16 protein-coding genes are annotated in these 18349 nt (G+C 41.7%); 15 read left to right on the top strand and 1 reads right to left on the bottom strand.

Annotation, left to right across the window (positions count from 1 at the left end; genetic code table 11):
- Positions 1-560: 560 nt before the first annotated feature.
- From eno to H8Z82_RS13910, 12 genes are all read left to right on the top strand, one after another.
- Entirely contained in the window at positions 561-1880 is a 1320-nt protein-coding gene (gene eno, locus H8Z82_RS13855; RefSeq protein WP_186995429.1) for a phosphopyruvate hydratase, read from the top strand.
- A 140-nt stretch (positions 1881-2020) separates the two neighbouring features.
- Entirely contained in the window at positions 2021-2257 is a 237-nt protein-coding gene (gene secG, locus H8Z82_RS13860; protein ID WP_019161111.1) for a preprotein translocase subunit SecG, read from the top strand.
- Between the two features lie 180 nt (positions 2258-2437).
- Entirely contained in the window at positions 2438-4672 is a 2235-nt protein-coding gene (gene rnr / locus H8Z82_RS13865) for a ribonuclease R (RefSeq protein WP_186995430.1), read from the top strand.
- A 30-nt stretch (positions 4673-4702) separates the two neighbouring features.
- Positions 4703-5170 carry an SsrA-binding protein SmpB gene (smpB, locus tag H8Z82_RS13870; protein WP_019161114.1) on the top strand — a complete coding sequence of 156 codons (468 nt, stop codon included), beginning with the start codon at positions 4703-4705 and terminating at the stop codon, positions 5168-5170.
- Between the two features lie 185 nt (positions 5171-5355).
- Positions 5356-6351 carry a hypothetical protein gene (locus H8Z82_RS13875; protein WP_186995431.1) on the top strand — a complete coding sequence of 332 codons (996 nt, stop codon included), beginning with the start codon at positions 5356-5358 and terminating at the stop codon, positions 6349-6351.
- A gap of 39 nt (positions 6352-6390) precedes the next feature.
- A complete protein-coding gene (gene pyrH, locus H8Z82_RS13880; protein WP_173743462.1) occupies positions 6391-7086 on the top strand; it encodes a UMP kinase in 696 nt (231 codons plus the stop codon).
- A 67-nt stretch (positions 7087-7153) separates the two neighbouring features.
- Positions 7154-7705, top strand: coding sequence for a ribosome recycling factor (frr, locus tag H8Z82_RS13885; protein ID WP_019161116.1), 552 nt, complete (start codon positions 7154-7156; stop codon positions 7703-7705).
- Between the two features lie 113 nt (positions 7706-7818).
- A complete protein-coding gene (locus H8Z82_RS13890; protein ID WP_019161117.1) occupies positions 7819-8529 on the top strand; it encodes an isoprenyl transferase in 711 nt (236 codons plus the stop codon).
- Positions 8530-9324, top strand: a complete 795-nt coding sequence (locus tag H8Z82_RS13895) for a phosphatidate cytidylyltransferase (RefSeq protein ID WP_019161118.1) — start codon at positions 8530-8532, stop codon at positions 9322-9324. It abuts the gene before it with no gap.
- 48 nt (positions 9325-9372) lie between these two features.
- Positions 9373-10515 (top strand): 1-deoxy-D-xylulose-5-phosphate reductoisomerase, encoded by a 1143-nt coding sequence (dxr, locus tag H8Z82_RS13900; RefSeq protein ID WP_019161119.1) that lies wholly within the window; start codon positions 9373-9375, stop codon positions 10513-10515.
- 1 nt (position 10516) lies between these two features.
- A complete protein-coding gene (gene rseP / locus H8Z82_RS13905; RefSeq protein WP_186995432.1) occupies positions 10517-11812 on the top strand; it encodes an RIP metalloprotease RseP in 1296 nt (431 codons plus the stop codon).
- A gap of 77 nt (positions 11813-11889) precedes the next feature.
- Positions 11890-14367: a beta-mannosidase gene (locus H8Z82_RS13910; protein WP_186995433.1), complete on the top strand. Its 2478-nt coding sequence runs from the start codon at positions 11890-11892 to the stop codon at positions 14365-14367.
- Positions 14368-14448: 81 nt separating this feature from the next.
- On the opposite strand, the gene H8Z82_RS13915 is transcribed toward H8Z82_RS13910, so the two are convergent.
- Complete coding sequence (locus H8Z82_RS13915) at positions 14449-14829, bottom strand: DUF1292 domain-containing protein (protein WP_186995434.1); 381 nt, start codon at positions 14827-14829, stop codon at positions 14449-14451.
- Positions 14830-15089: 260 nt separating this feature from the next.
- Between H8Z82_RS13915 and H8Z82_RS13920 the strand changes: the two genes are divergently transcribed.
- From H8Z82_RS13920 to H8Z82_RS13930, 3 genes are read left to right on the top strand one after another with little or no spacing between them, the layout of a single operon-like run.
- Positions 15090-15845, top strand: a complete 756-nt coding sequence (locus tag H8Z82_RS13920) for an exodeoxyribonuclease III (protein WP_186995435.1) — start codon at positions 15090-15092, stop codon at positions 15843-15845.
- 40 nt (positions 15846-15885) lie between these two features.
- On the top strand, positions 15886-17775 hold the full coding sequence (locus H8Z82_RS13925; protein ID WP_186995436.1) for an alpha amylase C-terminal domain-containing protein: 1890 nt from the start codon (positions 15886-15888) through the stop codon (positions 17773-17775).
- Positions 17753-18310 (top strand): DUF5662 family protein, encoded by a 558-nt coding sequence (locus H8Z82_RS13930; protein WP_019161125.1) that lies wholly within the window; start codon positions 17753-17755, stop codon positions 18308-18310. Before H8Z82_RS13925 ends, H8Z82_RS13930 begins: the two co-directional genes overlap by 23 nt.
- Positions 18311-18349 lie beyond the last annotated feature (39 nt).

The raw sequence follows: 18349 nt of genomic DNA on the forward strand, positions 1-18349 counted from the left end.
ATTGGGTAAATCATTATGATTTCATTGGTCCGTACCATCCTTTTGTCTTTTAGAGATGAGGTAAATCATTATGGTTTCATTGGACTGTACCATCCTTCTGTAATTTGGAAATAGGGTAAATCGTTAATACTTCATTGGACTGTACCTTCTTTAAATAAATTAATAAGTTTCAGATATAAAACGTTATTGGATTTAAAGCTTTAAGTTCTTGGTGGTCTGTACCTGCCTTTCATAAATTATAAGAATTGATTTAAAATAAATTATGCTGGTGGTCTGTACCTCACTTTCACATATTATAAATAAAATCTTATGTTTTCGGTGGTCTCACTCCTTTCAGTTTTTATTTTTTATCCCCTGTTGTTTTATGACCTTACTATATCAGATAACTCTGAATAAGTCAAGCATAAATTTGAAAAAATATAAAATAAAATACAAAAGACAAATAAGATAATATAAAATAAGAAATATTCTGAAAATACAAGCTCATCAGAAACTGTATAGAAAAAAATATCCGGGAAAAACTATTTCTATAAAAGTCTAATTTTATAGGAGGTTCTAAAATGTTACGTTATCTGCCTGTAAGAAGGGTTCACGCAAGACAAGTACTGGATTCCAGAGGAAATCCTACAGTTGAAGTAGAAGTTACGGTAGGAGAAGGCGTAATAGGGATAAATGGATATACGGGGAGAGCTATGGTGCCCTCCGGAGCTTCCACAGGAAAATTTGAAGCAGTTGAACTGCGGGATGGAGAAAAAGGAAATTATGGAGGATTAAGTGTTCACAGAGCAGTAGAAAATGTAAACACAAGACTGGCAGAAGCAATTTTGGGAGAAAATGCGCTGAATCAGAAATTCATTGATCGTAAGATTATTGAGACAGATGGAACGGATAATAAAAATAGTGTAGGAGCAAATGCTGCTTTGGGAGTATCTATGGCAGTGGCAAGGGCAGCGGCGGCAGCCTTGCGTATTCCTCTGTATCAGTATATGGGAGGATGTCATACAGGACGGATGCCGGTTCCTATGATGAATATTTTAAACGGGGGCAGGCATGCAGATAATACTGTGGATCTGCAGGAATTCATGATTATGCCTGCAGGTGCTCCAAATATGGAAGAAGCGATCCGGATGTGTGGAGAAATTTATCAGTGTCTAAAAATCATACTGAAACAGAAAAAACTTTCCACTGCTGTGGGAGATGAAGGCGGATTTGCTCCGGATCTGGAAGATTCTGAGAGTGTGCTGGAATTGATCATGGAGGCTGTGAAAAAGGCTGGGTATGAGCCGGGAAAGGATATCTATATTGCGATTGATGCAGCTGCCAGTGAATTATATGATAAGGATAGAAATGCATATGTTTTCCCAGGTGAAAGCTTAATGAAAGGAAAAGAGATTTTGCGGGATTCAGAGCAAATGATCGAATATTATGAGAAACTTCTGGATCAGTTTCCTATTGTATCTATTGAAGACGGGTTAGAAGAAGATGATTGGGAAGGATGGAAAAAACTTACGAAACGTCTGGGCGCAAGGGTTCAGCTGGTGGGGGATGACCTGTTTGTGACGAATATTAAGCGTCTGTCCTGCGGAATCAGACAGAAGGCAGCAAATGCAATTCTTGTGAAAGTAAATCAGATAGGAACGCTGTCTGAGGCTTTGGATGCAGTGGAAATGGCACAGAAATCAGGATATCGTGTGGTTATTTCACACAGATCAGGGGAGACGGAGGATTCCTTTATTGCAGATCTGGCAGTAGCCACAGGCGCAGGGCAGATAAAAACAGGGGCACCCTGCAGATCTGACAGAAATGCAAAATACAATCAGCTTCTTCGTATTCACGAAGAACTGGGAGAATTGGAAATTTATGAGAATCCTTTTGTATAAATAGAATAAGAGAAGGAAACCAGTAAGCAACTATCAGTGAACATGATAATACGGAAAATATTGAAAATTCAAGAATTGTAGTTGAAATCCGCTCTCAGCTATGTTAAAATATCTCCTAGTTGATTAGGAGGTGTAATGAAGTGAATGTTGTTAAGATTATTCTTGGTATTATTTTCTTAATAGATTGTATTGCTCTTACTATTGTAGTTCTGATGCAGGAGGGTAAGCAGCAGGGCCTTGGCGCTATTGCCGGAGCGGCAGAGACATACTGGGGCAAGAATAAGGGTCGTTCTATGGAGGGCGGACTTGTGAAGGCTACCACAGTTATGGGAATTTTGTTTTTCGTATTAGCTGTAGTGCTGAATATACTTGGTTAATGAGAGAATGAAAATGCGGCTGTTGCAGTAAGCATATCCTTGTTTGGATGTGTGCTTATGCGGCAGCCATTTTTTTACCCGAAGCAAGTAGCGAAGTGGATTGCGAATATCCGCTTGATTGTGAAAGTGCTGGAAAACAGTTGATTTTCAGATATGATGAAATAGATACAGAGGAGTAAAATGAACAGGAAAGACATAGATCGCAGAAAAAAATTTATTTTAGAGTTAATGGGGGATCCGGTTTACAAGCCTATGAGACTGCGCGAGCTGTCTTCTTTGCTGAGATTGTCCAGAGAAGAGAAAAGGGAATTATTTGATGTTCTGGATAGTTTGTGTGAGGATGGAAAAATAACTCAGGATAATAAGGGAAGATACTCCAGGATCACCGGAAAATGGAAAAAGAAAGAAAAGCATCTGAAAGGACATAAAGAAGAGAACAGAAATTGCAAAGAGCGCAGAGAAAAAGAGGGTAAAGACAGGAAGAAACCAGAAGGGATGCAGGCAGAGGGAATCTTTATCGGACATCCGAAGGGTTTTGGCTTTGTGGAGATCGAAGGACAGGAAGAGGATATTTTTATTCCGGAGGAAGACACAGGTACTGCTGTGAATCAGGATAAAGTCCGGATTATCATTAAAGATGAACAGCGAGAGGGAAAACGCCGTGAGGGCATAGTAGTGGAAGTCCTGGAGAGAGGGATGGAGCAGATTGTAGGTACTTATCAGCTTAATAGAGATTTTGGCTTTGTGATCAGTGATAATCCCAAATTTTCAAAGGATATTTATATTTCAAGGAAAAATTCACTGGGAGCAAAAAATGGTGATAAGGTAATTGCCGTTGTAACAGATTACGGTTCCAAAAACAGAAAACCGGAAGGAAAGATCAAGGAAAATCTGGGAAATATCCGTACACCGGGGACAGATATTCTGGCAATTGTGAAAAGCTTTGGAATCCCTGCTGAATTTCCCGAAAAAGTAATAAAACAGGCACAGAGAGTGCCGGATCATGTGCTTGATGCAGACCGTGACGGACGTCTGGATCTGACCCATCTGCAGACCGTAACTATTGACGGTGAGGATGCAAAGGATCTGGATGATGCTATTTCTCTCAGCAAGGAAGGGGAGATTTATCATCTGGGTGTGCATATTGCAGATGTAAGTAATTATGTACAGTACAATAGTGCTCTGGACAGAGAGGCGTTAAAGAGAGGAACCAGTGTATATTTGGCAGATAGAGTTGTACCAATGCTTCCGGAGAGACTTTCCAATGGGATCTGTTCTCTGAATCAGGGTGAGGACAGGCTTGCATTAAGCTGCCTTATGGATATTAATGCACAGGGAAAAGTGGTGGCTCATCAGATTGTGGAAACAGTGATCAATGTAGATGAGCGTATGTGCTATACAGATGTGAAAAATATTCTGGAGGATACAGATCAGGATGCAAAAAAACGCTATGAGAAGCTGCTTCCCATGTTTTTCCTGATGAAGGAATTGTCAGAGAAACTGCGCAGCAGTCGTCATCACAGAGGTTCTATTGACTTTGATTTTCCAGAGAGTAAGATCATATTAAATGAGGCGGGAAAGGCAATTGATGTGAAGCCTTATGAAGCCAATGTAGCTACAAGGATTATAGAGGATTTTATGTTAATGGCTAATGAGACAGTGGCTCAGGAATACTGCACAGAAGAAATTCCATTTGTATACAGAACCCATGACAATCCGGACCCCGAAAAGATAGAGAGTCTTTTGACTTTGCTTCATAATCAGGGGGTAAAGATTCAGAAGGCCAGAGAGGAAATCACTCCTAAGGAAATCCAGAATATTATAGAGAGCATTGAGGGACTTCCCAATGAACCGATGATCAGTCGATTGGTGCTGCGTTCCATGAAGCAGGCAAAATATACCACAGAATGCAGTGGACATTTTGGCCTGGCAGCCAAATATTATTGCCATTTTACATCACCGATCAGACGATATCCTGATCTTCAGATTCACAGGATCATTAAGGACAATCTCAGAGGAAGGCTGCTGCGCGAAGGCAGAACAGAGCATTACCGGGAAATATTGGATGAAGTGGCAAGACAGTCCAGTGTATGTGAGAGACGAGCTGATGAGGCGGAGAGAGAATCTGATAAACTGAAGAAAGCAGAGTATATGTCTTATCATATCGGAGAAAAATTTGAAGGAATCATTTCCGGAGTGACTGGATGGGGATTTTATGTGGAACTTGCCAATACTGTGGAGGGACTGGTTCATGTGAATACACTGAGGGATGATTATTATACTTTTGATCAGGAAAGCTATGAACTTAGAGGAGATATGACAAAAAAGGTGTATAAGCTGGGAGACAAGGTGTGTGTCCGCGTGGAGGATGCAGATAAGCTTCTTAAGACGGTGGATTTTGTGCTGGCAGATTAAGAGTAGCTGTGGAAAGGAAGAGATTGACAGATGGCTAAGACAAAAGGAATCAAGCTGATCGCAAATAATAAAAAAGCATTTCATGATTATTTTATAGAAGATACTTATGAGACAGGAATTGCACTGGCAGGAACAGAGGTGAAATCTCTGCGAATGGGAAAATGCAGTATCAAGGAGTCCTTTATCCGTGTAGAGAGAGGAGAAGTGTTTATCTATGGTATGCATATCAGCCCTTATGAGAAAGGAAATATTTTTAATAAGGATCCGCTGAGAGTGCGGAAACTTCTCCTTCACAGATATGAGATCAATAAGATTGAAGCGAAGCTGAAGGAAAAGGGATTGACGCTGGTTCCTCTGAAGGTTTATTTTAAAGATAGCCTGGTGAAGGTTGAGATAGGCGTGGCAAGAGGTAAGAAACTTTATGATAAGAGACAGGATATTGCGAAAAAAGACCAGAGAAGAGAGGCAGAACGCGATTTTAAAGTAAGAAATCTGTAGTAAGAAAACTTTTTGTTTGAGAGTAATGTCCGGCAAAGTAAATAGTTTGTTATGGAAGACAATAACTCTGAAAATTATATGAAATCAGAAGCACTTTGGTTGACAAGTTATAGAGACTCTGTAATAATAAGAAATTGAAATTCAGCTTTGAATCTGGATATTTCAGATACAGGAGGGAATATATTATGAAGAAACGATTTTTGATACTTGCAGGAGTACTGGCACTGACAGTGGCAGTATCCGGCTGTGGAAAGAAAAAAGATACAGATGTGCAACCTGTTGCAGCAAGTGCCACTCCTACACCTGAGGTTACTAAGGCAGCAGAAATTGTGGATATGAAGCAGTCTACAGAGGAAGAGATTGCCAATATTATGGGCGAGGAATCAGCAACTGCTTCCAAAGTTATTTTTGTGAATAACATGGGAAGTGATATTTCTTCTGTTTATATCAGGAAACATGGGGAGGATGAGGATGATTCTGATGATGATACCTGGGGCAGTGACCTGGTGGATGGAAAATTCACATTAAAGGATAAGGACAAAGCGTTGTATTATTTTTCGCCGAATGCAACGGAAGACATCACTAAGAATACTGCTTCTTATGATATTCGTGTAGGATTCTCTGATGAAGATAAGAATGAGTGCTTTTTCCGGGATATTCCCCTGGGTACTATTTCACAGATCACTCTCTGTATGAGTGGCACAGATGAGGATGCTATTCCTTATGCAAAATATCTGACAGGAAGTACCAAGAGGGAAATTTCAACTTTAAATGATGTAAAGAAGCGTCTGGGAATGATCGATGATTCTGATTCAACGGATGATCAAAATACCAATTCAGATAACAGTGATAATTCGTCACAGAACACAGATTCTGATTCAAATAGTAATGCAGATAACAGCAGCAATACAGATGACAGCAACAGTGGAAGCAACAGTAACAGCGGAGATGACAATAACGGAGGCAATGATAATAGCGGTGGAGATGATATGATTTCTACTGCAAAGCAGTATGTGGGCCAGTCTATTGATGCACTGCAGAGTGCTTGTGGCTCTCCTCAGGGCAGCAGTTATGAGACAGATCCTGAAACCGGAAAGACAGGCTTCTATTATTACAGTAATTTTACAGTTTCTACCACAGTTGATGAAAATGGTAATGAAATTGTTGCTAATATATGGTAAAATAAAAGTATCATAAAATGAACTTTAGGAGAAAACAATATGAAGCGTGTATTATTAAAATTGAGCGGGGAAGCTCTTGCCGGTGAAAAAAAGACAGGATTTGATGAGGCTACAGTTATTGAGGTTGCCAAACAGATCCGTGAGATTTCCAAAGAAGGTTTGGAAATCGGGATTGTGATCGGTGGCGGAAATTTCTGGAGAGGACGTACCAGCGAGACGATCGACAGAAATAAGGCAGACCAGATCGGAATGCTTGCTACAGTGATGAACTGCATTTATGTGTCAGATATCTGCAGATACCTGGGAATGAAGACACAGATTTATACACCTTTTGTCTGTGGTGCATTTACAGATTTGTATTCCAAAGATGCAGTGGAGGAGAGCTTTGCACAGGGTAAGATCGTATTCTTTGCAGGCGGAACAGGACATCCGTATTTCTCCACAGATACAGCAACAGTTCTTCGCGCAGTGGAGATTGAGGCAGAGGCGATTCTTCTGGCAAAAGCAGTAGATGGAATTTACGACAGTGATCCTAAGACCAATCCTAATGCAGTGAAATATGATGAGATTTCCATTGAAGAAGTAGTAGCCAAAAAGTTGGCAGCTATGGATCTGACAGCTTCCATTATGTGTATGGAGCAGAAAATGCCAATGCTGGTATTTGCACTGGATGAGAAGGACAGTATTATTAATACCGTTCACGGCAAATTCACAGGTACAAAGGTAACTGTCTGATCCGAAAGGATGGGAATGCAGAGCAGTTAGACAATTTATAAAACAACAGGAGAAGGAGACAAACCTAATGGATGAAAGAATTCAGAAATATGAAGAAAAAATGAAAAAGACACTGACGAATCTTGAGAGCGAGCTGGCAACAATTCGTGCAGGAAGGGCAAATCCCCATATTCTCGATAAACTGACTGTAGATTATTATGGAGCACCTACACCTCTGCAGCAGGTGGCGAATGTGACAGTTCCGGAGGCACGTATGATTCAGATCCAGCCTTGGGAATCCAGCCTGATCAAAGGAATTGAAAAAGCAATTCTTGTATCTGATCTGGGACTGAATCCCAGCAACGATGGTAAAGTGATCCGTCTTGTTTTCCCAGAGCTTACAGAGGAACGCCGTAAGGAGCTGGTAAAGGATGTCAAGAAGAAAGGTGAGGCTGCCAAGGTTGCAGTCCGCAATATCCGTCGTGATGCCAATGATGCATATAAGAAGCTTGCAAAACAGGATGTATCTGAGGATGAGGTCAAGGAGCTGGAAGATAAGATCCAGAAGAGCACTGATAAATATATTAAAGAGGTTGATGCAGCGGTAGATGCCAAGAGCAAAGAAATCATGACTGTATAAAAAGTAAAGGGAGCTCCATTATGCGGGCTCTCTTTTAAGCTTGCAGATGGTGTCTGCGAGAGCAGCATGGTTTGTACACAGCATATAATGAACATAAGAAATGAGGAAAAAATATGAATGTACCGAATCATATAGCCATTATACTGGATGGTAACGGACGTTGGGCGAAAGCAAAAGGGATGCCCAGAAGCTATGGACATATGAAGGGCTGCGCGAATCTGGAAACAGTCTGTGATTATATGAAAGAGCTGGGAGTAAAATATGTTACAGTTTATGCATTTTCAACAGAAAACTGGAAACGGTCCAAAGAAGAAGTGGATGGTCTGATGAAGCTGTTCCGCAGTTATCTAAAGAAATGCATTAAACTTGCTGATAAGAATAAAATGCGTGTTCGTGTAATTGGAGAAATTTCAGCATTTGATCAGGATATTCAGGACAGCATTGAAAAACTGGAGGAGTATTCACAAAAATATGATGAAATTTATTTCCAGATTGCATTGAACTACGGAAGTAGAGATGAGATTATCCGGGGAGTGCGAAAGCTTGCTCAGGATGCAGCTGATGGCAGGATAAATCCCCAGGAAATAGATGAAAAAGTATTCGGAAATTATCTTGATACAGCAGGGATTCCTGATCCTGACCTTATGATCCGCACCAGTGGGGAGCTTCGTCTTTCCAATTTTCTGTTATGGCAGATGGCATATACAGAGTTTTATTTTACAGATGTGGCATGGCCTGATTTTAATAAAGCAGAGTTGGTGAAGGCAATTGAAAAGTATAATCAGAGAGACAGAAGATACGGTGGAGTGAAGGAGGAAGCATAAATGTTTAAGACAAGACTCTTAAGTGGAATCCTGCTGGTGATCATTGCGCTTGCAACAATTATCAGTGGTGGATATATACTGTTTTTTACTTTGCTTGTAGTTTCTCTGATTGGTATGTCAGAATTATACAAGGCAATGAAGGTGCAGAATGAAAAAAATTATCTGTTGGCTGCGGCCGGATATGCAGGAGCTGTCTTGTATTATGTTGCTGTTTTGCTCGATTTTCAGAGATATGGGGTGCTGGCAATTATTTTTGGCCTGGTATTGATCATGTTTGTGTATGTATTTACTTATCCGGAATATGAGGCAAAGCAGGTTATGCCGGCATTGTTTGGAATCGTTTATGTGGCAGTAATGCTGTCATTCATTTATCTGACCAGATGTCTGCAGGGAGGAAAATTCCATGTATGGCTGATCTTTTTGTGTTCCTGGGGGTGTGATACCTGCGCTTATTGTGTGGGAATGCTTATTGGAAAACATAAAATGGCACCTGTGCTCAGTCCGAAAAAATCTATAGAAGGAGCAGTGGGGGGTGTGGCAGGAGCTACACTTCTGGGTGTAGCCTATGCTGCGGCAACTCAGGGACCAATGGTTCAATATGCAGTTATCTGTGCAGTGGGAGCATTGATCTCCATGGTAGGAGACCTGGCGGCATCTGCAATTAAAAGAAATCAGGGCATTAAAGATTACGGCAAATTAATTCCCGGACATGGAGGAATTTTGGATCGTTTTGACAGTGTGATTTTTACAGCTCCTGTAATTTACTTTTTGTCACTGATTATGATCACAGCGTAGGATCGTGAATATCCATTTGATAATATAATTATAACAGAAGGGATCAAGATGAAAAAAATAGCAATTTTAGGTTCTACCGGTTCCATTGGAACTCAGACCCTGGATGTAGTCCGGGCCAATGATGATCTGGAGATTGTGGGACTTTCAGCAGGAAATAATATTGATAAATTGGAAGAGCAGATCCGTGAATTTCATCCCAGACTGGCAGCTGTCTGGAATGAAGATGCAGCCGGAGATCTGGCAGTAAGAGTACAGGATCTGGATGTGAAAATTGTAAGCAGTATGGATGGTTTGCTGGAACTGGCAAGAATGGAGGAAGCAGATATTCTGGTGACTGCTATTGTGGGAATGATCGGGATCAGACCGACTATGGAGGCAATCAGGGCAGGTAAGGATATTGCTTTGGCAAATAAAGAAACACTGGTGACTGCCGGACATCTGATCATGCCACTGGCCAGAAAAATGAATGTTCAGATCCTTCCGGTGGACAGTGAACACAGTGCTATTTTTCAAGCTATTCACGGAGAGAAAAAGGAACAGATCCATAAGCTTCTGATCACAGCATCCGGAGGTCCTTTCAGGGGAAGGAAAACAGCAGAACTGAGGAAGGTTACGTTGGAAGATACGCTGAAGCATCCAAACTGGGTGATGGGACAGAAAATTACGGTAGATTCTGCAACTCTGGTAAATAAAGGACTTGAAGTAATGGAGGCCAGATGGCTTTTTGATGTGGACCTGGATCATATTCAGGTAGTGGTTCAGCCTCAAAGTATTATCCACTCTATGGTGGAATTTGAGGATGGAGCTGTAATAGCTCAGCTGGGAACACCGGATATGAGGCTGCCTATTCAGTATGCCCTGTGTTATCCGGACCGAAGATACCTGGCAGGGGACAGACTGGATTTCAGAACGCTGAAGCAGATTACTTTTGAAGAACCGGATATGGAAACATTTCAGGGGCTTCCGATGGCAATAGAAGCTGCTGGGAAAGGCGGAAGTATGCCTACTGTATTCAATGCTGCCAATGAACTGGCAGTAAAGAAATTCCTGCAGAGAAAAATAGGATTTCTGGATATATATGATATTATCGGGCAGTCTATGGAGAGACATACCCTGGTGAAGGAGCCGGATCTGGATCAGATCCTGGAGATTGAGAAGGAAACCTATCAGTGGATCGAAAGCAGGTGGTAATTTGAAAATAATTATTGCGATTATTATATTTAGTGGTATTATCCTTTTTCATGAGTTAGGACATTTTCTTCTGGCAAAGAAAAATGGAATCATTGTAACAGAATTTTCTCTGGGAATGGGTCCAAGACTTTTGAGTAAGGAATACAAAGGAACCAGATATTCTCTCAAGCTTTTGCCTATAGGTGGTTCCTGCGCAATGCTTGGGGAGGATACAGATGAAGAGGATGCACCTGGAACTTTTAATCATGCATCTGTGTGGGGCAGGATTGCAGTTGTGGCTGCAGGTCCGGTGTTTAATTTTATACTGGCATTTGTACTGTCTGTGATTATTGTGGGAGTGGTAGGCTATGAACCATCCACAGTCCTTTCTGTAAAGGAAGGATCTGCAGCAGAAGCGGCAGGATTGAAAAAGGGAGATGTGATCACCAGTTATCAGGGATACCATATTGATCTGGGGAAAGATCTTTATGTATATTCTTATATGAATGAATTAAAAGAAGGGGATACTGTAAATCTGACAGTAAAGCGTGATGGCGAAAAGAAGGAAATTTCCTATAAGGCTGACACGAATGTGAGATATCTGCTGGGATGCAATTTTACGGGAGATGACAGTGCACCTATGACCGTGGAATCTGTAATGGCTGGAATGCCATTGGAGGAGGCCGGTGTACAGGCGGGAGATGTGATCACTTCTATTAATGGCGTAAGGATCAGTACCAGCCAGGAATATCAGGATTATATCAGGAAACATCCGCTGGATGGCAGTCCGGTGAAGATCACCTGGAAACATGAAGGGCTGGAATATGATGATACAATCACCCCGAAGGAATACAGGACAGCGGATTCAGGATTTTCTTATAATATATACTGTGAGAAGGCAAAGGGGCTGGACGTGATCCGTTACGGGGCAGTTGAGGTGAAATATATGATCCGTACCACCATTCTCAGCCTTAAGGAATTGTGCAGCGGAAAGTTTGGTCTGAAGGATCTGAGTGGACCTGTAGGTGTGGTAGATGCAATTGGTACTACTTATGAGGAAAGCAGAAGTGAGGGAAGCGTAATGCTGTGGATGAATCTCCTGAATATGGCGGTTCTTCTTTCTGCCAATCTGGGCGTAATGAATTTGCTTCCTTTTCCGGCACTTGATGGTGGCAGGATGGTATTTCTTGTCATTGAGGCAATCCGCAGAAAACCTGTCAACAGACGGATCGAGGGAACAATACATTTTGCCGGACTTATGCTTTTGATGGTACTGATGGTTGTGGTAATGTATAATGATATTGTAAGGATATTCTAAGTTTGGATGCAAAGTGGATTAAAAATGTCCGATGGAATCCGGCAAGGATTTTATATCCTATATAAGGAGCGGGAACAATGGTAAAAATGCAACTTCATGAGAACTGGCAGTTGTGCAATGTGAAAGAGCAGGAATGGGTTCCGGCACAGGTGCCGGGAGATATTTATATGGCTCTTCTTCAGGCTGGAAAAATGGAAGATCCATTCTGGGAAGATAACGAATATCAGGCGAAGGCACTGATGGAGGAAGATTACGAATATAAAACCGTATTTATATATGACGAAACAGAATTTGAAAACTGTCAGGAAATAATCCTGAGATTTGACGGAATTGATACGATTGGGGATATTTATCTGAATGAGTGCTGTCTGGGAAGAGTAGAAAGTATGCACAGAGTCTGGGAGTTTCCTGTGAAGGAGATTCTGGAAAAAGGAGAAAATACTCTTCGTGTCATTATCAGATCTCCTCTGAAATTTATGGCAGCAGCTTACGAGAAATATAAAACACATGGAAATGAAGATACAGTGGAAGGATTTATGCATCTGCGCAAGGCACACTATATGTGCGGCTGGGACTGGGGTGCCTGCCTGCCGGATGGAGGCATTTTTCGCCCTGTAACACTTCTGGGAGTAGAACATGCCAGACTGGACAACGTGTATATCCGTCAGATCCATGAAGAGGGAAAGGTGCTGCTGATACCGGAAGTTGATGTGGAGACAATGGATGAAGCTGAGGAAGATAACTGTGAAAAAGCAGGAAAATCAGAGCAGAGTCAGTTACTGGAATATGAAATCACAGTTACGGAACCTGATGGAACAAAGACTACATGGGAAGGGTCTCCAGATGAAATTGAGATTGACAACCCGAAGCTCTGGTGGCCCAATGGATTAGGAGAACAGCCTTTATATCAGGTGGAAGTGAATCTGAAAGCAGGAAATCAGATTGTAGATACCTGGTGCAGAAAGATTGGTCTTCGAACCATGACCATGCATATAGAAAAGGATCAGTGGGGAGAAAGCTTTGCCCATGAAGTAAATGGACATCAGATATTTGCCATGGGTGCTGATTATATTCCGGAAGACAATTTACTTCAGCGGACATCCAGGGAACGTACCAGAGAATTGCTCCTTCAGTGTAAAAGAGCAAATTTCAATACTGTCCGTGTGTGGGGAGGCGGCTATTATCCGGAGGACTGGTTCTATGATATCTGTGATGAACTGGGACTGATGGTATGGCAGGATTTTATGTTTGCCTGCTCAATGTATGAGCTTACACCGGAATTTGAGGCTAACATCCGACAGGAATTTATTGATAATATCAAACGTCTCCGTCATCATGCATCCCTGTCATTATGGTGCGGCAACAATGAGATGGAGACCTTTACACAGGAGGGAACCTGGGTAACAAAGCCGTCAGAGGTGAGAGACTATCTGTTTATGTATGAACGGATTATCCCTGAAATTTTACGGGAATATGATCCGGAAACTTTCTACTGGCCGGCTAGCCCGTCTTCAGGCGGATCCTTTGATAATCCCAATGATCCTAACCGCGGAGATGTACATTACTGGGAGGTATGGCATGGGAATAAGCCTTTTGCGGAATACAGGAAATATTTCTTCAGATATGCATCAGAGTTTGGATTTCAGGCTTTTCCTTCTGTAAAAACACTGGAAACCGTTACAGATGATCCAAGGGAATTGAATCCATTTTCCTATGTGATGGAAAAACATCAGAGAAATTATGGAGGAAATGGAAAAATTGCCAAATATATGCAGGCTGCATATCGCTATCCTGAGAATTTCAGCGATTTTGTTTATGCGTCCCAGCTTCTCCAGGCAGACGGAATCCGTTATGGAGTGGAGCATTACAGACGAAATCGTGGACGGTGTATGGGTGCTATTTACTGGCAGCTGAATGACTGTTGGCCGGTAATCTCCTGGTCATCTGTTGATTATTATGGTCGCTGGAAGGCATTACATTATTATGCAAAGCGTTTCTTTGCTCCGGTGATGCTTTCCTGTGAGGAACAGAGCTGGATGACAGTAGAGGCGGATATGAATCGTCAGCATTTTGAATTTGAAAAATCTATCCGTCTGAATGTGACAAATGAAACTCTCGCAGACCGTAGGGTTCTTGTGAAATGGGAAGTGAGAAAGGCAGATGCCACAGTGCTTATGGAAGAGAAACAGTGGGTAGAGGTACCTGCTTTGTCTGCAGTATGGCTGGATAAGGTGGAACTTCCACAGATTGACTGTTTTAATGAATATGTAAGTTTTGAGGCATGGGAGGATGATCAGGTGATCTCTCAGGGAACTGTTATTTTCTCTTATCCTAAATATTTCCATTATCTGGATCCAAAGCTGAAAGTGAGGACAGAGGGAGATGAGATTATCGTGAATGCTTCTGCCTATGCAAAGAGTGTGGAGATTCTTAATGATACAGAAGATTTAATTCTGGAGGATAATTATTTTGATATGAACGCCGGAGAGCGACGGATAAAGATTCTTCAGGGAAAACCGGAAGGACTTCGAGTACGGAGTGTGTATAATATCTAAGAAAAAGAAAAACTGTCATAAGCACATATTATAGGGCTTATGACAGTTCTTTAATATTCTGAGAGACAAAGCCTGAAAGCATTATTTCTCAATTTTTTCCATAGAATCCTTTGCATTCTGTAAAACAGTGTCAAATGCAATGGCAGCTTTGTTGTACTCTTCATCACTTTCGATATTGGAAAGAACCGGGTCTCCAGATTCTGTGCGGGCAAAGGTATAGAGATATACTTCACCGCTCTCATTCTGACCGTTCTCATCTAATGGAAGAAGGGCAATATATTCTTTGGCATCTACCGGGAAAATAGTAAGGATCGCACATTCTACCTCTGTATCATCGTCCAGGGTAAGGGTGATGGTGCGTCTGTCTTCGATATCCTGGCAGTTTCCTTCTGGGTTGCTGCAACCGCTGCAGGAAGCGCAGTCACTGGGGGAACATCCGCCGGTTGTAAATTCTTCTGTCATGGTTTTAATCCTCATTCTTTCTTTTATAAATGTTCAGAACTGTGACTGTAATAGAAAACACAGTTTTGTTTCTTAATGGTATCCTGATGATTCAAGACTCTTACAGAAGTCTGAATATTAGTATTGTACCAGAAACGGAAGTCAAATGCAATTTTTTTATGGTTCACGAGAATTATGATCGCGGAATTATATAAGATGTGTTATAATGAACGGAAGAGAATGATTTGTTCAGAAATTTTGAGATATAGGAGTGGAAATTTATGAAATTTATTTCCTGGAATGTGAATGGAATTCGTGCCTGCATCGGCAAGGGCTTTGAAGAAAGCTTTCGTTTGCTGGATGCAGATATTTTCTGTCTGCAGGAGACCAAGTGTCAGCAAGGACAGGTAAAGCTTGATCTGCCGGGATATTATCAATATTGGAATTATGCCAACAGACGGGGATATTCCGGTACAGCTGTATTTACAAAAAAGGAGCCATTATCTGTAGCTTACGGACTGGGAATCGAAGAGCATGATAAAGAAGGCAGAGTGATTACTCTGGAGTTTGAGGACTTTTATTTTATTACGGTATATACCCCTAATTCCCAGAGTGAGCTGAGACGTCTGGAATATCGTATGCAGTGGGAAAAGGATTTCCTGGCATATCTTCTGAGACTTCAGGAGAAAAAGCCAGTGATCTGCTGTGGAGATATGAACGTGGCACATCAGGAGATCGACCTGAAAAATCCAAAAACCAATCATAAAAACGCAGGCTTTACGGATGAAGAGAGAGCATGTTTTGACAGAATGCTGGAAAGTGGGTTTATTGATACTTTCCGATATTTTTATCCGGATCAGGAGGGAATCTATTCCTGGTGGTCTTATCGGTTCAGAGCAAGAGAAAAGAATGCAGGATGGAGAATTGACTATTTTATTACCTCGCCGGCACTAAAAGACAGATTAGAAGATGCCAGGATCCATACAGAAATTATGGGGTCTGATCACTGTCCGGTAGAATTGAAAATTAAGGATTGAGAACAGGCATTATATTAAAAACAGGGGAGGACATTGAAGAATGGCTGACAGCAGAAGATATAAGACAGAGAAGGGAATGCCTTTGCTGCCAGGGGTGAACAGACTGGAAAGAGGATATAATTTTACAGTGGAGGTTCCTGAAGGAAAGAATGCTTCTCTGGTCCTCTATAAAAGAAGGTCAAAGAAACCCTGTATGGAGATTCCGTTTACCAGTGAGAATAAGGCAGGGGAGGTGTATTCTCTTTTTCTGCCGGATTTTTTGCCGGAGGGATATGAATATAATTTTTTATTGGATGGACAGGTGTATATAGATCCATGGACTTATGGGATTTCAGGGAGAGAGCGTTTTGGGGCAGAGACAGATCCTGAAGATCATAAAGTACACTGCACTTTCTGGAACTCGGGAGACTATGACTGGGAAGGGGATCAGTGCCTTAATATTCCTTATCATGAAATGATACTTTATAAGCTTCATGTGAGAGGCTATACCAAAGCCAACAGCCAGATTAAGGGAAAAAAAGGAACCTTTCAGGCATTGGAAGAAATGATTCCTTACTGGCAGGAACTGGGGATTAATGCAATAGAGATGATGCCGGTATATGAGTTTATGGAGACTGTACCGGAAAAGTATTCTGCCGGCAGTATGGTATCAGAGAAAAAAGTTGATAAAAAGGTGAATTATTGGGGATATACAGCAGGGTATTATATGGCACCAAAGCGTTCGTACAGTGCAACGAATGATCCGGCACAGGAGTTCAGGCATTTGATAAAGGCAATGCATAAAGCCGGAATTGCCTGCATCCTGGAGATGTATTTTCCGGCAGGAACAAACCCGTTTCTGGCCCTTCGGGCATTACAGTCCTGGAAACTGAATTTTCATGTAGATGGATTTCATGTGCTGGGAGATGGAGCACCGGTACAGCTTTTGATGCAGGATGGTATTCTCAGTGACAGTAAGCTGATGTTCCACGGATTTGATGAACGGGATATCCGGGGAAAGAAAGAACCAGCCCATAAATGTGTGGCTGAGTATAATCCCGGATTTCTCCAGGATATGCGCCGTTTCCTGAAAAGTGACGAGGAGATGGTAGAAGGAGCTGCCTGGCATGTGAGGAGAAATCCGGACAGATATGCAGTGATCAACTATATGGCCTGTCAGGATGGATTTACCCTGAATGATATGGTGACTTATAATTATCGTCATAATGAGGCTAACTATGAGAACAATCAGGATGGCAGCAGCTATAATTATTCCTGGAACTGTGGAGTAGAAGGTCCTACACGTAAGATGAATATCCGGCAGCTTAGAGAACAACAGCTTCGAAATGCTTTTCTCATGGTATTGCTCAGCCAGGGGGTTCCTATGATCTATGGAGGAGATGAGATCGGTAATTCCCAGAATGGAAATAATAATGCTTATTGTCAGGACAATTCCATAGGCTGGATCGACTGGAAGGGGCTCAAAAAGAATGAGAGTCTTCTGGAATTTGTAAAGGCAGTGATCGCTTTCCGAAAGGAACATCCCATTCTCCATACACCCGGAGAATTACGTGGAGTGGACTACCAGACCAGAGGCCTGCCGGATGTATCTGTACATGGGGAAAGGGCATGGTTCCTGAATTCTGAGAATACTTCCAGACTTCTGGGAATTATGTATTACGGTGCTTATGCCAGAAAGAAAGATGGAACTTATGATGATTCTGTCTATATTGCATATAATTTCCATTGGGAAAACAGAAGTGTGGCACTTCCCAACCTGCCGGGAAAGGGCTGCTGGAAAAAAGTAATTGATACAAGTATGCTAAAGACCAATGGATTTTGCAATGATGGCGAGAAATATAGCAGGAAGCTGGAGATTGCACCCCGTACCATCGTAGTGCTTCTGGCAAAACAGGAGGGAGAGAAAAATGCACCCATGGCTGCACTTTAAGACAATCACCAGACATAAGCTTTTGGTGATGCGTTACTGTTTTCGTATCGGGCTTTATAAACAGGGACTGCTTCATGATCTGTCAAAATATGAGCCTGTGGAGTTTTTGGTTGGATGTAAGTATTATCAGGGGGATAGAAGCCCCAATAATGCAGAGAGGGAAGCTACAGGCATTTCACGATCCTGGCTTCACCATAAGGGAAGAAACAAGCATCATTTTGAATATTGGGTAGATTATGTACCGGGAGATGAACATATTATTAATGGCGTTCCTATGCCCCGTAAATATGTTGCCGAGATGGTGATGGATCGAATCAGTGCTTCCCGGAATTATCTAGGGGATAAATATGACCATACACAGCCTTTGAGTTATTTCCTGAAAAGTAAAGAAAGACTTTGGTTTATCCATCCGGACACAAAGAGAGATTTGGAGGCTCTTTTGCGAATCCTTAACGATCATGGAGAAGAGGTTCTGCTTTCTTATATTAAGAATGTCTATTTGAAAAAAGGAAAAAAACGTGGGAAGATAAAGTAAAAACAGTATAAAAAATGAGACAGGTGCAGTGTAGTGGTT

It is taken from the genome of Blautia difficilis (assembly GCF_014297245.1).
In the GTDB taxonomy this organism is placed as follows: domain Bacteria; phylum Bacillota; class Clostridia; order Lachnospirales; family Lachnospiraceae; genus Blautia_A; species Blautia_A difficilis.